The following is an 18,919-nucleotide window of genomic DNA, read 5'->3' on the forward strand; positions in this document are numbered from 1 at the left end:
ACGGCTCAGGGGGCGATCTCGAACTTCGGCGGCTGGAGCCCCGCGAGGCATCCCAGGTCCGGCGCGTCCGGACGGTCGAAGAAGGAGACGGTCATCGTCTGCGCGCACTTCGAGTCGGCGAAGACCACATGGGCGACGTAGGGGACCGTGACGGCGATGGACCGGCGCAGTGTGGCGGCCGCGTACGCCCCGCTGCTCGGCGCGGTCTGGGCGTCGAAGCCGCCGGACAGGACGAAGGTCGGGATGTCGCTGTAGGTCCGCTGCCGGACCGAGGGGTCCGCCGGGGGGACGTCCCAGGCGCGGCAGTCCGGGTGGAGCCAGGTGAGGAACGGGGCGTTGGCGAGGACCGAGCGGGGGAACGTCGGGAACAGACGCCGCCCTGCCCGGACGATGTCGGCCTCGCTCTCGTACGGTGTCCACTCCCTGCAGAAGATCCCGTACGCGAGCCCGTGCGAGGTCCGCCCGATGGCCTGCGGGCTGAGCTTGCCGCCCGCCCACTGCTCGGCGACCCGCTGCGGGTTGCCGTGGGCCAGCTCGTCGATGGAGCGGGGCACTCCGGCCGCCACATGGGTGGCGGAGGCCAGCCAGTTCACCAGGACGCCGCCGTCCAGCACGACCTTCACCGGTGCCGGCCGGCCCGGGACGGTGACGGTGGTGGTGATCGGCCGGGCCTCGGCCTCGCTGACGAGGCGCTCGAAGGTGGCCTTGAGGTTCGGATAGCGGGTGTTGCAGGCGGGCTGGTCGGCGCAGGCCTTGAACAGGCCGTCGTAGCCCTCCCGTGCGGCCTTCCAGGTCACGGCGCCGCCGGCCAGGGCCGGCGGCAGGACGCCGTCGATGCCGACCGACCGGATGCCCTTCGGGTGCAGGCGCATGTAGTGGAGCGCCAGGTTGGTCCCGTAGGAGATGCCGAACACGTTCCACTTCTTGATGCCCAGCGCCTTGCGCAGGTCGTCGTAGTCGGCGGCGCTCTCGGGGCCGTAGTAGGCGCTGGGATCGGCCCCGCGGCTCACCACCCTGTCCCGGCACTTCCGCGTCTCCGCCACGTGCAGTCGCCCGGTGGACGGTGCGCCGAAGACGAGGCCGAGGGAGTCGGCGGCGAACTGGTCGACGTTCGGGCAGGTGAGCTGCGGGTCGGCCGTGTAGGTCCCGCGCTGGGACATGAAGATGACGTCGCGGTCGCGGTTGAGGCCGCCGGCGACCGCCATCGGGATCTCGCCGACCGCGTCGTCGCCGGGCCCGCCGGCGAGCCACACGATCGGGTCGGACGCCGGCCTGTTGGTGTTCGCGGGGATGATCGCGACCGCGAGGGTGATCCTTCGGAACGTGCGGTGGGAGCGGTTCTCGGGGACGGTGAGCGTTCCGCAGCGGGCGCGCTCCAGGTCGGGGACCGGGTCCGCCGTCGTCGGGCAGGGGCCGGGTTCGAAGTGGGCGCCGCCCGTCGTCCGGGCGACCGTGCCGAGCGGGGTTCCGGCGCCGGACTCGGCTCGGGCGGGCAGCGCGGCCAGGCCGACGAAGAGGGCTCCGGCGGTGGCTCCGGCCAGTGCGGCCGGGAGCCGGCGCGCGGGGCGCCGGTGTCGGGGTGGGCTGAGGGACATCATCGGGTCTCCAGTTCCGGGGTGATGGTGAACGGTTCCGGCGCGAGTCCTGCCACGCAGCCGGTGTCGGGCGCGGTGGGACGGGTGAGGAAGGAAGCCAGGACGCGCTGTGCGCAGGGCGACTGCGGGACCACGAAGTGCCCGATCCCGGGAATCCGCACGGCGGTGGAGCGGGGCAGCGTGCGGCCGGTGTACGGGCCCCAGCTCGCCCCCGTCTTCGCGTCGAAGGTGCCGGAGACGATCAGCGTCGGCACGTTGCTGTACGTGGCCACCCGCTGGATGGCGGTGCGGTCCGGGACGTCCCAGGCACGGCACAGGTCGTGTTCGAAGGGGAGCTGCGGGGCGTGGGCCAGGACCGTGTCGGGGAATCCGGGGAACGCCCGGCGCCCGGCTGCGAGGACGTCCGCCTTCGAGTAGCCCGGCGCCCACTCGCTGCACGCCACCGAATGCGTCAGACCGTGGGCGAACTCGCCGATGGCCGGCGTCGCTCCGGCGGCCTGGGCCTGCGCGAAGCGCTCCGGGTTTCCGTGGGCGAGTTCGTCGAGCGCGGCGGGGACGTCGACGGCCGGCATCCCGCCACCGTCGGCGACCAGCAGGTTGACCAGCGTGCCGCCGTCGAGGACGACCTTCACCGGGCTTCCGCCGCCGGGCGGCTGCACCGTGAGCCTCAGGGGGTTCGCCTCCAGGCGCCGGACCTGCTCGGTCAGCGTGCGCGAGAGGTTCGGGTAGCGGCTCTTGCAGGCGGGCTGGGCCTCGCACGCCGCGAAGATCGTGTTGATCCCCTCCTGGGCGCTGTCCCAGGCCCAGGGCAGGCTCACGATCTGCGGCGGCACGACCGAGTCGATCGCCACGGAGCGGATCCCCTGGGGGTGCAGGCGCAGATAGGTGAGGGCCAGATCGGTGCCGTACGAGTAGCCGTAGACGTTCCACCTCTTGATGCCGAGCGCCCTGCGCAGATCGGCGAAGTCGGCGGCGTTCTCGGTGGTGTTGTAGCTGCTGAGCCGGATTCCTTCGGCCGTCAGCCGGTCCCGGCACTGCTTCGCCGCGCGGACCAGGCCCCGCCCGGTGGAGGGCGCGTCGTAGGGCAGTCCCACGGCGGCGGCGTTGAACCGGTCGATCTCCGGGCAGGCGAGGTTCGGCTGCGAGTGGAGCGCGCCGCGCTGGGTCATGACGATCAGGTCGCGGTCCCGGTTCACGCCGGAGGCGACCAGGAAGGGGATGGCGCTGATCGCCTCGCCGCCGGGACCGCCCTCCATGAAGACCACCGGGTCCTGGGCCGGCCTCGACGATGCGGCCGGAACGATGGCGACGGTGAGCTTGACGGTCCGTCCGCCGCGGTGGCCCCGGGTCTCGGGCACCTCCAGGAGGCCGCAGTGGCCCGGGATCGGCTCGGGCGTGTCCGGGCAGGGGCCGGGTACGAACCGCGCCGGACCTCCCGGACGGGGGTCGGCGAGGAGGGGTGGGGCGGCACCGCTCGCTGTCGGAGCGACCGCGCCGAGGAAGGCCAGACCGGCCGCGACGAGCGCCACACCGCCGGGCGAGCGCCGGGAGCGCCGTGGCGCGTACGGTCTCCGTGGCCGCCTTCGTACGGACCTGCCGCTCCCGCGAGCGAACGGCAGGCAGCCTGCTCTGATGCCCTGTTCCGTCATGTGATCCCGTCTCTGTGATGACCTCGGCCGCGCCGAGACCGACGACGATGCTGCGCGGCTCCGCGCGTCCCCGTACGCCCGTGTGCGTCGGGTGGCGGCCACCGCGAAGGCCAGCCTCTGCCGGGGGAAGGACGTCCACCACCGGGGAGCTCCACTCGGAGCAGTCGTCGCCCACCCGCTCGGGAGCCGCCGCGTCAGCCGAACGGCCGATACGCGGCCGTGGCCGGCTTCCGCGCACGACGACACGGCCCACGCCGTGAGTACGTCGCGGGGGTGGCGTCACCTGGGGGGCGCCGTGCGCCGACGACATGGTTGACGATCGAACGACGCTGCGCGGCGGGCCACTTGAGGCTCCGCCCCCACGGGCCACGACCGATGGAGGATCCGGGTGCCGCACCGGGAGGGACGGTGACGCTACCCCTCGGCGAAGACGACCACCGCGTCGCCGGGGCCGAGCACGAGCGGCGCGGTCCTGGGCGGGTTGAGGAAGATCCCGTACATCGGCGGTGTGTCGCCGTGCCGCGCGAGGCGGTAGCCGATCGCCGTCTCTCCCCTGCGCCGGGCGGACTCGATGACCGTGGCGAAGTCGGCCTCGACCCCGGGAAGCACGTAGTCGGTCGCCGGCTTGAGGTAGATCTCCGAGCCCTCCGGGTCGAAGAGATCGGTGAACACGGCGTAGAGGGCCTGGTTCTCCGTCAGCTGGGTGAGCAGCAGGCTGATCACCTTGGTGCTGACGATGAAGTCGTCGGCCTTGGTGACCTGGGCGACCTCGCGGTTGGCGTCGTCGTTCATCTCCGTGACGATCGAGTACGGGTCGCCGAGCCGTTCCTCGATGTCCCGGAGGTGGAGCAGGGTGACCAGCGTCCGGTCGTCGGCGGGCCCGGGCGCGAAGGTGTCGTCGGAGAGGACGACGATGTGCTGGTAACTGCCCAGGTTCAGGGCCTCCAGTGACGACCTCCTGGTCGGCTCGCAGTGGGTGTGGCCGACCGTGAGGTTGACCAGGGCCCCGTGCAGGGCGGACTCCGGGCGGCGCGGGGCCGCGATGTCCAGGGTCGAGCCGGGCTCGACGAAGCTGTCGAGCAGGGTGACGAGCTTGGCCGTACGGGAGTTCTCGCCGATCAGGAGGGTGCGGTCGACGGCGGGCGGCTGGGCGGGGGCCGAGGTGATCGCCGACTCGTTGATCGGCGGCCGGGTGCCGGCGAGCCGGATGAGCAGGTCGTCTCCGGCGACCACGAGCATCTGGTCGCCGGGCGCGACGACCGTGTCCATCGGGGGATTGACGAGGACCGTGCCGTCGGCCCTGCGGATGCCGACCGGGACGCCGAGCTCGTACGCGTGCAGCGTGTCTCCGAACGTCCCGCCGGCCAGGGAGGGTTCGTCCCTGAAGTAGAACTCGTTGCCGACGAAGCTGAGCAGTTCGTTGAAGACGGTGGAGAGCCCGGTCTGCCGGTGCGCCTGCGCGATGAGGCGTACGGCGATGTCCTCGGCGTCGATCACCAGGGCGGTCCCTCCGGCGGCCAGGCGGGCGGCGGCGAGGTTCTCCGAGTCGTGCACGGCCGCCACGACATGGGGACGCGTGCCGCTCCACCGGCGGCTGCTCAGCAGCAGCAGCACCTTGATGACGTCCACGTCGCGGTCGTCGCCGACCGGCGGCAGCACCATGATCGACTTGGCCGTGTCCGGGCTGACGAGTTCCAGGTCCGCCCGCACGAGGGGGTTGCCGGAGCGGCAGATGACGCGCGTGCTGCCCGTGTCGGGGATCCGCGCGCGGATGGCGTCCTCCATGGAGACCTTGTCCCGGTCGGCGAGGATCACCACACACGAGCGTCGTTCGCTCTGGTTCGCCTCGACGAGCTCGGCGACCACGGTGAAGACCTGGTCCGACCAGCCGAGGACGATCGTGTGCCCGCGCTCGATCAGTTGGGAGCGGCCCTTGCGCAGTTCCTGGATCTTCTGGTTCAGGCCGGTGGTCAGGACGCCGATGAGCGCGCTGACGATGAAGATCCCGCCGATCGTCACCGCCAGCATGAGGGCGAGGAACACGGGCCCGCCCGTGTCGCCGCCCATGGTGCCGGCGTCGAGGGTGCGCAGGAGGCTCATCCACGCCACCCCCGGCCAACCGCCGTTGTTCTCGGCGTCGGTGTCGGTGAAGGCGACGACCAAGGTCGAGGCCAGGCCGATCAGCAGGAGCGAGGCGAGCCCCAACCAGCTGATCAGGGCTGGGGTTCCCCGGTCCATGGTGCCGTCGAACCAGTACCGAAAACGGGTCCGCAGCCTCTTCCACATCGCCGAAATCCCCTCCCCCGCTGCAGCGCCCGCCGGGTCGGACGGGCACGCGACCAGCCGGACCACGGCAGACGCAGTCGATCATTCTCGCAGCAACTTCCGGCGCGGCCGCCTCCGTCGAATCGGCGGGAACCTCCCGCCGCACTGATACGTTCTACAAGAACGTAGAAGCAATGGACCGCTCGACGTCTGGAGTGCTCAGCCATGGCCCTGTGGGACCGCATCAAGGAGTCCGCATCGACGATGCAGACCCAGCTGGTGGCGAAGAAGAACGACCTGAAGAGCGGCGCGTTCCGCGACGCGAGCATGGCCATGTGCGCGCTCGTCGCCGCCGCCGACGGCACGGTCGACCCCGCCGAGCGCCGCCGGGTCGCCCAGCTCATCGCGAGCAACGAAGTACTGCAGAACTTCGACGCGACCGACCTCCAGCGCCGCTTCGACGCCAATCTCGACAAGCTCACCGCCGACTTCGACTTCGGCAAGGTGAGCGTGCTCCAGGAGATCGCCAAGGCGAAGAAGAAGCCGGCCGAGGCCCGCGCCGTCGTCCAGATCGGCATCGTGATCGGCGGTGCCGACGGCGACTTCGACAAGACCGAGCAGGCCGTCGTGAGGGAGGCGTGCTTCACCCTCGACCTGCCGCCCCACGAGTTCGACCTCTAGGACCTTCTGAACTCGGGCTACATCGGGGTGGCCGCGCGCAGGACGAGGACGAGCGTGACGGCGGAGTTCGCGGAGGACAGCGCCGACACGGCCGTGCCTGCCGCGGCACCCCAGACGGCCACACCGGCGGCCGTGAAGACCGACGGCCACGCACGGACCGCCGGGGCCGGCCTCAGGAGCGCCGCCACCCGGCGGGGCACGGGGCCGGCCACGGCGAGCGCGGGAAGCATGGCCGCGAGCGGCCCCCGGGAGGTGAGGGCCGCCTTGCCGATGGCTCGCGCGACGGTACGCCGGCTGCCGACGGCGACGGCCGCCTCCTCGTCCGCCCACCGCTCGGCGGTGTACGTCACGGCCGTGCGCAACGGGCGCAGGAACGGGTTCGCCCGGGCCGCCAGGTGCACCGCCGGCAGATGACGGTGGTGACGGCCGTTCAGATGGGCGCGCTCATGGGCGAAGAGCGCCCTGCGCTCGGCGGAGCTCAGCCCGGCCGGCATCCCCGTGCTGGCCACCACCCGAGCATGGCGGCCGTGCAGCGCGTACGCGTAGGGATCGGCGTCGGGCAGCACCGCGACGGACCTCGTCGGCAGCCCGGCGAGCGCCGCCTCCGCACGCCGACGCACCCGCGCATGGCGCCAGGCCGTCCACCCGCACGAGACGAGCACCGCGAGCAGCGCGGGGATGGCCGCCCTGCCGGCGATCTCGTCGTACGGGACGGCCGCGCGCACCTCGGGGTCCGACCACCCGTCGGGCAGCGGGTTGCCCGGCAGTCGGGCCGTTCCCACGATCACGAGGAGCCCCAGGCACAGGGTGCTGCACACGGCGAGGACGGCGGCGACCGCGACGAGCAGCCGGGTCGCGGTGCGCGGATGCAGACGCTGCTCCGCGAGGCGGGCGACCGGCCAGGCGGTGAGCGGGAGAACCAGCGGCAGGAAGACGAAAACCCCCATGGCGGTCAGTCTTCCCCCTCCTCCGGGGCCTCCTCGGAGACCTCGGCGAGGAGTTCACGCAGCAGTCGCTCGTCGTTCGGCGACAGCGCGGTCACGAAGCTCGCGAGCACCGCCTCCCGGTCCGCCTCCGCGTCGAGCACCCTCCGCATCCGCAGCGCGGCGAGACCGGCCTCGTCCGCGACGGCCGTCCACACGAAGGACCTCCCGACGCGTTCCCTGGCGACCGCGCCCTTCGCGTGCAGCCGGGTCAGGATCGTGATGACGGTCGTGTAGGCGAGGTCGCCACCGAGGCGCTCCTGCACCCACGCCACGGGCACCGGCTCGGCCGCGCCGCGCAGTACGCCCAGCACCTGGGCCTCCAGCTCGCCCAGCCCTCGTCTGCGCGGAGCGGGATCCGCCCCACCGCCGTTCCGCTCGACCACGCCGCCCGTCCTCCCGTCCACCGCACCCGGGCCGCCCGCCAGGAGGCGGCGGCCCATCGTACTGACCGGCCTCGGGACCCCGTCATGCCGATCGCCGCCGTCCTGGTCCTCGGCGCCGAGAAGCTGCCGGAGCTCGCCCGTGCCCTGCGGGGACGGACGATGTCCCGCGGCGCCTCGTTCCCCCACCCGGCCCCGGAAGTCTCCCGCCCGGCCCCGGAAGCGGATCGCGCAACTCCCCTTCCCCTGCTCCCGGATTGCCGCATTCACCCCGAGATCCGATCCCGCTTCGGTCATGATGGTCGGGTCATGCCGACTCACCGCGCCCTCGACCGCCACCGCTCGGCCCGGCGTCGTCCCGCGGGTGGCGCTGCCGTCCGGGCGATCGTCCTCGCGCTGGCCGGCACCGCACTGGCCGCAGGACCGCACCATGCGACGACCGACTCCGCCGTCTCCCGGCCCGCTCCGCTCGTCGCCGCAGTGGCCCTCGGCGCGTGCGCCTACCCGGCCCTGCGCTCCGAGGCGCGTCGCGCGAGCACCGTCGCCGTCACCGCCGCGCAAGCCCTTCTGCCCGGCTGGCTGCAGCTGACCGGCGCGGAGGTGCCCGCCGCCCGGCTGGACGACCACCCGCGACTCCCGGCGGCCTGGCATCACCAGCCGCCGGCCATGGCCGCGTTGAACCTTCTCGCCGGCCTCGCTCTGATCCTCCTCGTCCGCGGCTCGGCCGGTCTGCCCGCCCGTCCGACGTATGCGGCGGCCGGCACCGCGCGGCACTGGTGGACGTACGTCCCGTACGCCATCAGCCTCATCGTGCGCCGCACGGACGTGCCCCTGCCGATGCCGCGACGGATCCCCCGGCCGGCCGTCGCACTGCCGCGACCGCACGCGCTCGTGGCCCTGCTGCACCGCGCGCAACCCTGCGCCCCGTGACCCCCGCGGAGCGCTCCTCCGCACCCTGCCCTCACGCACGCCTGCGACGTCGGCGTGCTCTCACCGACATCGGAGTGTCTGCTGTGTATGCCGCACCGGCCGTGCCCGCCGTTCGAAAGCCCTCCGGATCGCTCCCGGCCCCCTCCCCGCACGACGCGAGGACCCGACCCGACGACCACGACGGGCTCATCGGCCCTCGCACGGAAGGCCACGGCGCATGAGGACCGAAGGAAAGGGAGCGGCGGTGTTGAGGTCGGGGATCAAGCGGCTCCTGGGACGCACCGGATTCGACATCGTGCGCAGCACCAACAACCGGGGCGGAGTCGACGATTTCATCCCCTTCGAGGCGACCATGCGGGCTGCGCGGGCAGCCGGGCTCCCGGTCGGGGACTACCTCGACGAGGTCATGAACGGCACCCCCGGCGCCACCCAGTTCACCGTGGACGAGCTGCGCGCCCTCGGCGTCTTCGCCGCCGCTCCGGAGACGGTGCTGGAGATCGGCCCCGGCTCGGGCCGGTACCTGGAGAAGACGCTGAAGGAGTGTTCGCCCGGCCGCTACGAGATCTACGAGACGGCAGCGCCCTGGGCCGACTATCTGGTGGACACGTTCAAGGTGCTCGCCCAGCCGACGTCGGAGTGCAGTCTCGCCCCGACACCCGACGGGAGCGTCGACCTCGTCCAGGCCCACAAGGTGTTCAACACCGTGACCTTCCTCAGCGCCTCCCGCTACTTCTTCGAGATGGCACGGGTCACGCGACCCGGTGGCCGGATCGTCTTCGACGTCATGACGGAGACCTGCCTGGACCCGGCCACGATGCACGCCTGGGCCACACAGGGCGGCGCCGGGCACGACTCCTACCCGGCCGCCATGCCCCGCCAGACGTGCGTGGACCTCTTCGCGAGCCTCGGCTGCGGCCTGGAGGCCGGCTTCCTGGCCCCCATGGGCTTCGCCTCCACCGAGGTGCTCGTCTTCAGGAAGGAGGCCTGACGCACGGCCGGCTCCCCACCACCCTTCGTCCGTACGGGTCTGTCACCAGTCCCCCTCACTTCCTGGTCCGCCCGAGGCGGGCGGCTGTCTCGAGCATCAGCGCGTGGACGAAGGTCTGGGGCAGGTTGCCGCGCAACTGCCGCTGCGCGACGTCGAACTCCTCCGCGTACAGGCCCGGCGGGCCGCAGGCGGCCCTGTTGCGTTCGAACCACCGCACCGCCTCGACGTCCTCCCCCTGCTGGAGCTCGGCCATCGCCAGGGCGAAACCGCACAGCAGGAACGCCCCTTCGGCGTCCTCCAGCGGCCGCCGGTCATGGCGGAACCGGTAGACGAAGTGGTCGCGGGCCAGGTCGGTACGGACCGCTCGCAGGGTCGCGAGGGTGCGGGGGTCGTCGGCGGGCAGGGCGCCGCGCAGGGCGGGGAGCAGCAGGGCCGCGTCCACACCGTCGTCCGTGGGGGAGCGCTGCCACCGTCCTGTCCGGTGCAGGCATGCGGCCGAGGTCTCGGCGACGATCGCGTCGGCGAGGGCCTCCCAGCCGGCAGCGCGTCCGCCGCTCGCCCGGGGTGCCACGGCGGCGATCGCCCGCAGACCGGCCGCGCACACCAGGCGGCTGTGCGTCCAGTGGTCGGCGTGCAGCTCCCAGATCCCGGCGTCCGGCTCCGCGCGGCGGGCCGCGATGGCGTCGGCGGCGGTGAGCGCCGCGCGCCAGCCGTCCGCGTCCAGCCGGTCGTGCCGGGCGCCCGCGGCGAGGAGCAGCAGGACCTCGCCGAACACATCGAGCTGGAACTGGTGGCCGACGCGGTTGCCGACGACGTCGTAGCCACCGGGGTAGCCCGGCAGGTCCAGGTCGCGCCGCTCGGGCACCGCCCGGCCCGCGGCGGTGTAGGCGGGGGCGAGTCGGGAGCCGTGTTCCAGGAGGCGGGCGGTGACGAAGCGCAGCGAGTCGTCGAGCAGCCGCTGCCCGCCGGTCGCGGCGGCGGCCTGGCCGACGAAGGCCTGGTCGCGGAGCCACACGTACCGGTAGTCGTAGTTGCGGCCCTGCTCGGCCCGTTCGGGCAGGCTGGTGGTGGCGGCGGCGACCGTGCCCCCGGCCGTGGAGGTCAGACCGGCCATGACCGCGTACGCGTGCCGGGCATCGCGCCGGCCGAGCGTGCCGGCGAGGTCGGGCACGCATCCGTCCCAGCCCGCCTCGGTGGCTCGCCACAGTCCGTCGGCCGTCTCCGGTGCCGGCGGCGGCAGGTCGGAGACCTCCAGGACGAGGTCGTGGTGCGCCCCCGCCTCCAGGGTGACGGTGGTGCACAGTCCCCCCTCGACGGGCCGCGCGTCGGGTGCGCCGCTGAACCGCACGTACAGATCGCCCGCGCGGCCCGTCCAGCGCCCCTGGTCGTCGCGGCGCGTCTTGCGCATCGGCGCCCTTCCGAAGCCCGCCGCCAGGCTCAGCTCCACGTTCAGCCGGGCTTCGCAGTCGACGGCCAGGATCCGGCGCAGCACCACGGCGCGATGCGGGTCACCGGGGTGGAGCAGGGCCTCGCGGCATTCGACGATGCCGTCCAGGGTGATCCAGCGGCTGCGCCAGATGAGGCTGCCCGGCTCGTAGTAGCCGCCCCACACGAAGGGACCGTCGGGGGTGACGCTGTACCAGCCGTCGCCGCCGATCAGCGCGGCGAAGACGGCATCGTCGTCCCAGGCGGGTGCGCACATCCACACGATGTCGCCGCGCGGCCCGACCAGGGCGCCGCGCTCGCCGTCCGCGAGCAGGGCGTAGTCCCGCAGCGCGTGCGGGTCGGGTCGACCGCGACGGGCGGGCGAGGTCATCGGCGCATCCCTTCCGGTCCCGCCGCCCGGTGCCACCCACCGACTCGGTGCCGGTGCTTCCGGAGCCGGGGACGCGGGACCGCCTTCTCGGGATGGTCGGCGGGCAGCGGCCCGTCCAGTGCCAGGGCGAGTGCCTCGGCCAGGTGCAGGGCGCGGCGGCCGGTCGCGGCTTGCTCGATCTGGGTGCGGCAGCTGAATCCGTCGGCCAGGACGAGGGCGCTGGGCGGCGTGTCGCGCACGGCGGGCAGCACACCCTGCTCGGCGATGGTCTGCGACAGGTCGTAGTGCCCTCGCTCGAAGCCGAAGTTGCCGGCCAGGCCGCAGCAGCCCTCGTCGAGCACGTGCGCGTCCAGACCCGCCCGGCGCATCAGTTCCCGGTCCGGGTCGGTGCTCAGGACGGCGTGCTGGTGGCAGTGGGTCTGCACGGTCGCCGCCCGGGCGATCGCGGGCGGCCGCCAGCCGTCGGGGGCGTGGCCGAGAAGGTGTTCGGCGAAGGTCCGGGGCTGCGCCGCGAGGCGGGTGATGTCCTGGTCGCCGGAGAGCAGCTCCGGGGCGTCGGCCCGGAAGACGGCCGTGCAGGAGGGTTCGAGGCCGATGACCGGCGTCCCGGCCTCCAGCCAGGGCCGCAGCACGCGCGTGGTCCGTCTCAGGACGCGTCGTGCGGTGGCGAGCTGCCCGGTGGAGATCCACGTCAGACCGCAGCACACCGGCCCGTCCGGCACCGCGACCCGGAAGCCCGCGTCGTCGAGGACCTTGATCGCGGCCTCGGCGATGTGCGGGTGGAAGTGGTTGGTGAAGGTGTCCGGCCAGAGCAGCACGGTGCGGGCGTCACGCGGGTCGGGCCGGGTGCCGCCGGAGCGGCGCCGGGCCGCCTGGAACGACTCGGCGGCGAAGGGCGGTACGTCGCGGCGCGGGTCGACGCCCGCGAGCAGCTTCCCCGCCCGGCCCAGGCCCGGTGCGTGCAGGACGGCGTTCACGAACGCCGGTGCCGTGCGGGCCAGCCGCGCCCACAGCGGCAGCCAGCCCATGGAGTAGTGGGCGGGTGGGCGCGGCCGCCCCCGGTAGTGGTGGGCGAGGAACTCGACCTTGTAGGTGGCCATGTCGACCCCGACGGGGCAGTCGGACGTGCAGCCCTTGCAGGACAGGCACAGGTCGAGCGCGTCGCGGACCTCGGTGGAGCGCCAGCCGCCGGTGACCGGTGAGTCGTCGTGGCCGCCGAGCATCTCGAACAGCAGCCGCGCCCTGCCGCGGGTGGAGTGCTCCTCCTCACCGGTGGCCCGGTAGGACGGGCACATGACGCCGCCCCGGTGGCTGCGGCAGTTGCCGATGCCCACGCAGCGCAGCACCGCCCGGCCGAAGTCGTTGCCGTCGTCGGAGTACGCGAAGTGCGTCTCCCGCGGCTCGGGCCGCCAGGCAGCGCCGAGGCGCAGGTCTTCGTCGACGCGGTGCGGGCGGATGACCTTGCCGGGGTTCATCCGGTCACCCGGGTCGAACAGCGTCTTGACCTCGCCCATCGCTGTCATCAGGGCCGGACCGAACATGCGCGGAAGGAGCTCGCCGCGGGCCTGCCCGTCGCCGTGCTCGCCCGACAGCAACCCTCCGTACGAGGCCACGAGGTCGGCCGCGTCGAAAAGGAACGCCCGGAACGTCTCGACGCCCTTGCCGTCGCGCAGCTCGAACGGGATACGGGTGTGCACGCAGCCCTGCCCGAAGTGCCCGTACAGGGAGGCCTGTCGATAGCCGTACCGGTCGAAGAGCCGTTCCAGATCACGCAGATAGCCGCCCAGCCGCTCCGGGGCCACCGCGGAGTCCTCCCAGCCCTCCCAGGTCTCGGAGCCGTCGGGCGGGCGGGCGGTCACTCCCAGGCCCGCCTCCCGGGCCCTGAGCATCTCCCGTTCCCGGGCGGGGTCGTCGGAGAGCACCACCCGCGGGTCGTCCTCCTCCCGGCCGAGCGCCCGCAACAGCGCGTACGCCTGCTCGTCCGCCTGCTCCTTCGTGTCGCCGGTGAACTGGACGAGCAGCCGGCTGTCGCCCTCGGGCAGTCTCGCCAGCGAGTCCAGATGGGCGTGTTCCTCGCGCATCAGCTGGGCCATGCGCCCGTCGATGGCCTCCAGCCGGGTGGGGCGACTGTGTCCGAGGAGGGCGGGGACGGCGTCGGCGGCGGCGTGGATGTCGTCGAAGCCCAGGACGAGGAGCGCCTCGGCGGCCGGTACCTCCACCAGCTCCAGCTCGGCCCGCAGGACGGTCACCAGCGTGCCCTCGCTGCCGACCAGCGCCCGGGCCAGGTCGAAGCCGTTCTCCGGCAGCAGCGAGTCCAGGTTGTATCCCGAGACCCGGCGCGGGATCTTCGGGTAGCCCTCGCGGATCTCGGCCAGGCAGCGTCCGACGATGTCCTTCAGGTCCTGGTACAGCCGGGCGCGGCCCCCGCCCGCGGCCGTGATCCTCGCGAACTCCGCCCGGTCCGTACGACCGGCCCAGAACCGGGTTCCCCCGTACGTGAGGACCTCCAGGCGGCGGACGTTGTCGGCGGTCTTGCCGTAGGCCTGCGCGGAGGCCCCGCAGCTGTTGTTGCCGATCATCCCGCCGAGCGAGCAGTGGCTGTGCGTGGACGGCCTCGGTCCGAACATCAGCTTGTACGGGGCGAGTCGCCGGTTCAGTTCGTCCAGGACGATGCCCGGCTCGACCACGCAGGTCCGCGCCTCGGGGTCCACCGAAAGGAGCCGGTGGCAGTACTTGGTCCAGTCGACGACCACCGCCTCGTTGGTGCACTGGCCCCCGAGGCTGGTCCCGCCCCCGCGGGACAGGACCGGCGCGTCGAACCGGGCGCACACGCCGAGGGCGACGGCGCCGGCCTCCACCGTGCGCGGCACGACCACCCCGAGGGGGACCTGGCGGTAGTTGGAGCCGTCGGTCGCGTACGCCCCGCGGCTCCCCGGATCGAAGCGGACCTCACCGTCCACCTCGGCCCGCAGGGCTCGTTCGAGTGCGACGAGGTCGACCTCCTGGCTGTGGGGCATGGGTCAGCTCCGTCCGCCGCCGGGCAGGAACTCCTGGATCTTCGCCTTCACGCCCTGCCGCACCATCGACGCCCGGTCGCTGTCGCCCTTGAGGACCGACTGCGCCGCGGCCTTGATCTGGTCCCAGGTGGCGTGCGGCGGGATCGGCGGCACCGCCGGGTCGGTGCGGAAGTCGATGACGAACGGCCCGTCCGCCGCCAGGGCCTGACGCCAGGCCGGCTCCACGTCCTCCGGCCGCTCCACCCGCACCCCTTCCAGACCGAGCAGCCCCGCGATGTCGGCATAGGGCAGATCGGGAAGGCCCTGCGAGGCTTCGAACTGCGGGGCGCCCTGCATGGCGCGCATCTCCCAGGTGACCTGGTTGAGGTCCTGGTTGTTGAGCACCGCGACCACCAGGCGGGGGTCGGACCACTCCCCCCGGTACTTCGCGGCGGTGACCAGCTCCGCGAGGCCGTTCATCTGCATCGCGCCGTCGCCGACGATCGCGATCGCCGGACGGTCGGGGTGCGCGAACTTCGCGCCGATCACGTACGGCACCCCCGGGCCCATGGTCGCGAGCGTGCCCGACAGCGAGCCGCGCATGCCGTCACGCATCCGCAGGTGGCGGGCGTACCAGTTCGCCGCCGACCCGGAGTCCGCGGCCACCATCGCGTCCTTGGGCAGCAGCGCGTCCAGGGCGTGCACGACGTACTCGGGGTTGACCGGGTCCGCGGAGACCTCGGCGCGGCGCTCCATGACCTCCCACCAGCGCGCCGTGTTGTCCTCGATCGTCTTGCGCCAGGCGCCGTCCGTCCTCGGTTCGAGCAACGGGATCAGCCGGCGCAGCGTCTCGCGGGCATCGCCGACGAGGTTCACCTCGAACGGGTAGCGCAGGCCCACCATGGACGGATCCAGATCGATCTGCACCGCCCTGGCCTGATCGAACTCGGGCAGGAACTGGGTGTACGGGAAGCTGGAGCCCACCACGAGGAGGGTGTCGCAGTCCCGCATCATCTCGTACGAGGGGCGGGTGCCGAGCAGGCCGATCGACCCGGTGACGTACGGCAACGTGTCCGGCAGCGCGTCCTTGCCGAGCAGGGCCTTCGCCACGCCCGCGCCGAGCAGCTCGGCGACCTGTTCGACCTCCGGGCGGGCACCGCGCGCACCCTGCCCGATCAGCATGGCCACCTTCTCGCCGGCGTTGAGGAGCTCCGCCGCCCTCGCCAGCTCCTCCTCGGCCGGGATCGGCGCGTAGCGGGGGGCGCCGAGGCTGGAGGGGACCTGCTTGAACGCGTGCGCCGGCGGCTCGTGGTCCAGCTCCTGCACGTCCGCCGGGATGATCACCGCCGTGACCGTGCGCCGGGTCGCGGCCACCCGCAGCGCCCGGTCCAGCACGTTCGGCAGCTGGGCGGGCACGGTGACCACCTCGCAGAACTCCGAGGCCACGTCCTTGTACAGGGCGGCCAGGTCGACCTCCTGCTGGTAGGAACCGCCCATCGCGCTGCGGTCGGTCTGCCCGACGATCGCCACGACCGGCACATGGTCGAGCTTCGCGTCGTACAAGCCGTTCAGGAGATGGATCGCGCCCGGCCCCGACGTGGCCGCGCACACTCCGGTCCGTCCGGAGAACTTCGCGTACCCGACCGCCTCGAACGCCGACATCTCCTCGTGCCGCGCCTGGACGAACCGCGGCCGGTCCTCCGCACGGCCCCAGGCGGCCAGGAGGCCGTTGATGCCGTCACCGGGGTAGGAGAAGACGTACTCCACCTCCCAGTCACGCAGGCGTTCCAGCACGTAGTCGGAAACCTTCATCAGCCGACTCCTTCCCTGTGCGGCTCTGGGCGTCCGGCCTCGGGGCGGGCCTACAGGCGCGGCTAACCGCTGCCGACGCGATGAAACCCTCCGTGCCGGCGTCACCCCCGGAGAGCACCCGCTCCTCCCGCGACAGGAGCGACCACCCGGCTCCGGCACACCCGCGGCGCCCTTCGAGGCGTGGGCAAACGCCCTGCCACATCCGGCGGAGCTGCGTACGGACCGCGCCGCCTCGATAATGGATGCCGCACCCATCGTCGTACTCTCCGCCCAGAGCGGCCTGGCGCCGGGGGTGGCTCCTCGTCCGCGGAAGGAGACGGGCATGCTGTTCAGCCACGAGTTCGAGGACGGCGTCCTGCACCTCTCTCTCCATCGCGATCTCGACGTCACCAGTCGCGCGGCTGTCGCCGCGCACGCCGAGATGCTGCTGTCGGCCCACCGGCCACGCCTCGTCCGCTTCCAGCTCCCCACGGCTGACCCCTCACCCGCGTCCCTCAGCGTGCTCGCCCGCCTCCGACACCTGTGCGAGGCTCTCGGCACCCCCATGGCCGTCTGTGCACGCACCGCTCCCTCTCCGTCGCCGCGACCGGCTGCCGCCTAGCGTCCTGGCGGGCGAGCCGGCTCCGGCTCGCTGCCGCCCAGGGGCGAAGGACCTTTCCATGTGCCCCGAGCCGATCCCCCGGACCGATGCGGTCGAACGCGCACACGCACCCCTGCGACCGGGTGGCCAGGGGCTGACGGTGGGCGTGGAAGAGGAGTTCCTGCTCGTCGACCGGTGCACCGCTTTGCCCGTGTCCCGCGGTCCGCTCGTCGTGAACGCCGCGCACCGGCTCTTGGGCGATCAGGCACAGACGGAGTTTTTTGATGCCCAAGTGGAGGTCTGCACCCGGCCCACGGCCGAACTCCAGGAAATGAGAGCGGAACTGGCCCTCTTGCGGCGGACGATGGCGGAGGCCGCAGCCGGTGAGGGCTGTCTCCTGATCGCCACCGGCACCCCTGTCAGCCGCCCGGAGAGCTCGCCCGGGATCACCCCCGGCGAGCGATACGGGCGGATCGCCGCGCGCTGGCCCTCCCTGGTGGGTTCGTACGACGGCCTGGTGTGCGGCTGCCACATCCACGTGGGTGTGACCGGCCGTGACCAGGCCCTCGCCCTGGCCAACCACATGCGTCCCTGGCTGCCGACGCTGCAGGCTCTCGCCGCGAACTCGCCCTTCGCGCTGGGGCAGGACAGCGGCTGGGCCAGCCGGAGGGCCGTGGCGCACGCACGCTGGCCCGGAGTCGGGCCCGCCCCTCTGCTCGACGCAGCCGGTTACGAGCGCCTCGCCGCGCACCTGGTGCGGACCGGCGCCCTGCTGGATCGTCGAATGATCTACTGGCACGCACGCCCTTCCGAGCACGTACCCACCCTGGAGATCCGGGTCTGCGACGTGAACGCCGACCTCGACGTCGTGGTGCTGCTCACCGCTCTGGTCCGGGGCCTTGCGGACGCCCTCCTGTCGGACATCGACGAAGGACGGCCGCCTCACCCGCTCTCCCCTGCGCACCTGCGGGCCGCGCACCGCATCGCCGCGCGCCAGGGAATGGAGGGCGAGGGACTCGACCTGGTACGGGGAGACTGCGCACCGGCCGGGACCTTGGTGGAGCAGCTGCTGGTGCGAGCGGCGCCCGGGCTGACGGCGGCCGGCGACCTCGACCTGGTGGCGGAACTCCTCGACCGCGTGCGGAGTTTCGGCGGCGGGGCGGCACAACAGCGTGCCGCGTATCTGCGGCGGGGGCGTCTGAGCGATGTCGTCGGCGATCTGGCCCGCACCGTCCTCACCCCTGGGGCGTGAGGGCCGAGGACGCGTTCGTCCCGGCCTGCCCCACCCGGCCGGGGCAGGTCTCCCTTCGGGACCGGCGCGTCACGGGAATCTCGGGGAGAACGCGAGGTAATCGGCATGCGCGCCGGAAGGTACCACCGCGTAGCTGGCCTCGGGCAGTTCGTTCCACACGCCGGGCAGATCACCCAGGGGCTCGGAGACCACGATGCGGGTCTCGTCGGAGATCTCCCTCAGGTACTCCAGCTCCGGGTACAGATGGCGGACGGTATCCGCCCTGCTGCTGTAGAAGAGCGAGCGGGATCTTCCCTCGCTGGAATAGCGGAAGGCCCACACGCGCTCGCCGTCGCTCACGGCCACCGTCATCTGCAGCGGATCCGGTACGCCGTGTTCCTTGCCGATGCGCTCGATCAGACCCGCCATGCCGGCCACCGCTCCCGGAACGTCCTGGTCGAGACCGAAGGTCACGGCCAGGTAGAACATCACCTCGGAGTCCGTCGATCCTTCCATGGAGGGAAAGAGCACCGGATCGACGGCCATGCAGAGGTCGCGCTGCAACCGGGGGAAGTCCGCGATGGCCCCGTTGTGCATCCAGAGCCAGCGGCCGTGGCGGAACGGGTGGCAGTTCGTCTGCTGGACCGCGGAACCGGTCGAGGCGCGGACATGGGCGAAGAACAGGCGAGAGCGGACGTGCGCGGCGAGTTCGCGCAGATTGCGGTTGTTCCAGGCCGGACCGACATCGCGGACGACCGCCGGCGTTCCGTCGCCGTCCGAGCTGTACCAGCCCACTCCGAAACCGTCGCCGTTGGTCGACTCGACGCCCATCCGCGCGTGGAGGCTCTGGTTGATGAGTGAGTGCTCCGGGCGGTAGAGCACCGCGTCGAGCAGCAAGGGCGAACCCGAGTACGCGAGCCAGCGGCACATACGCACCATCCCCTTCAGTGCATGATCCGAGCCTACGCCGGAGCGGGCTCCACCCCCACGCCGCTCCCCACGGCCGACCG

The 18,919-nt window shown here is 72.7% G+C and carries 14 protein-coding genes; 5 read left to right on the forward strand and 9 right to left on the reverse strand.

Annotated features, from left to right (window positions below; translation table 11 throughout):
- Positions 1 to 5 precede the first annotated feature (5 nt).
- The 3 genes from AB5J54_RS04460 to AB5J54_RS04470 all read right to left on the reverse strand — a co-directional run bounded on the left by AB5J54_RS04460 (position 6) and on the right by AB5J54_RS04470 (position 5,530).
- A complete protein-coding gene (locus tag AB5J54_RS04460; protein WP_369142564.1) occupies positions 6 to 1,598 on the reverse strand; it encodes an alpha/beta fold hydrolase in 1,593 nt (530 codons plus the stop codon).
- Positions 1,595 to 2,953 carry an alpha/beta fold hydrolase gene (locus AB5J54_RS04465; protein WP_369149214.1) on the reverse strand — a complete coding sequence of 453 codons (1,359 nt, stop codon included), beginning with the start codon at positions 2,951 to 2,953 and terminating at the stop codon, positions 1,595 to 1,597. Before AB5J54_RS04465 ends, AB5J54_RS04460 begins: the two co-directional genes overlap by 4 nt.
- Before the next feature lie 705 nt (positions 2,954 to 3,658).
- Complete coding sequence (locus tag AB5J54_RS04470; protein ID WP_369142565.1) at positions 3,659 to 5,530, reverse strand: potassium transporter TrkA; 1,872 nt, start codon at positions 5,528 to 5,530, stop codon at positions 3,659 to 3,661.
- A gap of 204 nt (positions 5,531 to 5,734) precedes the next feature.
- Here AB5J54_RS04470 and AB5J54_RS04475 point away from each other — a divergent pair, with 204 nt between their 5' ends.
- Complete coding sequence (locus AB5J54_RS04475; RefSeq protein WP_369142566.1) at positions 5,735 to 6,190, forward strand: tellurite resistance TerB family protein; 456 nt, start codon at positions 5,735 to 5,737, stop codon at positions 6,188 to 6,190.
- Between the two features lie 17 nt (positions 6,191 to 6,207).
- On the opposite strand, the gene AB5J54_RS04480 is transcribed toward AB5J54_RS04475, so the two are convergent.
- Positions 6,208 to 7,137, reverse strand: a complete 930-nt coding sequence (locus AB5J54_RS04480; protein ID WP_369142567.1) for a M56 family metallopeptidase — start codon at positions 7,135 to 7,137, stop codon at positions 6,208 to 6,210.
- A gap of 5 nt (positions 7,138 to 7,142) precedes the next feature.
- Positions 7,143 to 7,616, reverse strand: a complete 474-nt coding sequence (locus AB5J54_RS04485; RefSeq protein WP_369142568.1) for a BlaI/MecI/CopY family transcriptional regulator — start codon at positions 7,614 to 7,616, stop codon at positions 7,143 to 7,145.
- Between the two features lie 249 nt (positions 7,617 to 7,865).
- Here AB5J54_RS04485 and AB5J54_RS04490 point away from each other — a divergent pair, with 249 nt between their 5' ends.
- Together AB5J54_RS04490 and AB5J54_RS04495 are read left to right on the forward strand one after the other, a co-directional pair.
- Complete coding sequence (locus AB5J54_RS04490; RefSeq protein ID WP_369142569.1) at positions 7,866 to 8,486, forward strand: hypothetical protein; 621 nt, start codon at positions 7,866 to 7,868, stop codon at positions 8,484 to 8,486.
- Between the two features lie 217 nt (positions 8,487 to 8,703).
- Entirely contained in the window at positions 8,704 to 9,474 is a 771-nt protein-coding gene (locus AB5J54_RS04495; protein WP_369142570.1) for a methyltransferase domain-containing protein, read from the forward strand.
- A gap of 55 nt (positions 9,475 to 9,529) precedes the next feature.
- Here AB5J54_RS04495 and AB5J54_RS04500 read toward each other — a convergent pair whose 3' ends face one another.
- Genes AB5J54_RS04500 through AB5J54_RS04510 form a run of 3 tightly spaced genes read right to left on the reverse strand, consistent with a single transcriptional unit; the run spans position 9,530 to position 16,098 of the window.
- The gene (locus AB5J54_RS04500; RefSeq protein WP_369142571.1) at positions 9,530 to 11,290 is read right to left on the reverse strand and encodes a glycoside hydrolase family 15 protein; all 1,761 of its coding nucleotides are present in this window, start codon (positions 11,288 to 11,290) and stop codon (positions 9,530 to 9,532) included.
- Positions 11,287 to 14,307, reverse strand: coding sequence for an FAD-binding and (Fe-S)-binding domain-containing protein (locus tag AB5J54_RS04505; protein WP_369142572.1), 3,021 nt, complete (start codon positions 14,305 to 14,307; stop codon positions 11,287 to 11,289). Before AB5J54_RS04505 ends, AB5J54_RS04500 begins: the two co-directional genes overlap by 4 nt.
- Positions 14,308 to 14,310: 3 nt before the next feature.
- Positions 14,311 to 16,098 carry a thiamine pyrophosphate-requiring protein gene (locus AB5J54_RS04510; RefSeq protein ID WP_369142573.1) on the reverse strand — a complete coding sequence of 596 codons (1,788 nt, stop codon included), beginning with the start codon at positions 16,096 to 16,098 and terminating at the stop codon, positions 14,311 to 14,313.
- A 322-nt stretch (positions 16,099 to 16,420) separates the two neighbouring features.
- On the opposite strand from AB5J54_RS04510, the gene AB5J54_RS04515 reads away from it, so the two are divergent.
- Both AB5J54_RS04515 and AB5J54_RS04520 read left to right on the forward strand, forming a co-directional pair.
- Positions 16,421 to 16,699: a hypothetical protein gene (locus tag AB5J54_RS04515; RefSeq protein ID WP_369142574.1), complete on the forward strand. Its 279-nt coding sequence runs from the start codon at positions 16,421 to 16,423 to the stop codon at positions 16,697 to 16,699.
- A 145-nt stretch (positions 16,700 to 16,844) separates the two neighbouring features.
- A complete protein-coding gene (locus AB5J54_RS04520) occupies positions 16,845 to 17,930 on the forward strand; it encodes a YbdK family carboxylate-amine ligase (RefSeq protein ID WP_369149215.1) in 1,086 nt (361 codons plus the stop codon).
- A 69-nt stretch (positions 17,931 to 17,999) separates the two neighbouring features.
- Here AB5J54_RS04520 and AB5J54_RS04525 read toward each other — a convergent pair whose 3' ends face one another.
- A complete protein-coding gene (locus tag AB5J54_RS04525) occupies positions 18,000 to 18,839 on the reverse strand; it encodes a class II glutamine amidotransferase (RefSeq protein ID WP_369149216.1) in 840 nt (279 codons plus the stop codon).
- Positions 18,840 to 18,919 lie beyond the last annotated feature (80 nt).

Source organism: Streptomyces sp. R44 (assembly GCF_041053105.1).
GTDB lineage: Bacteria > Actinomycetota > Actinomycetes > Streptomycetales > Streptomycetaceae > Streptomyces.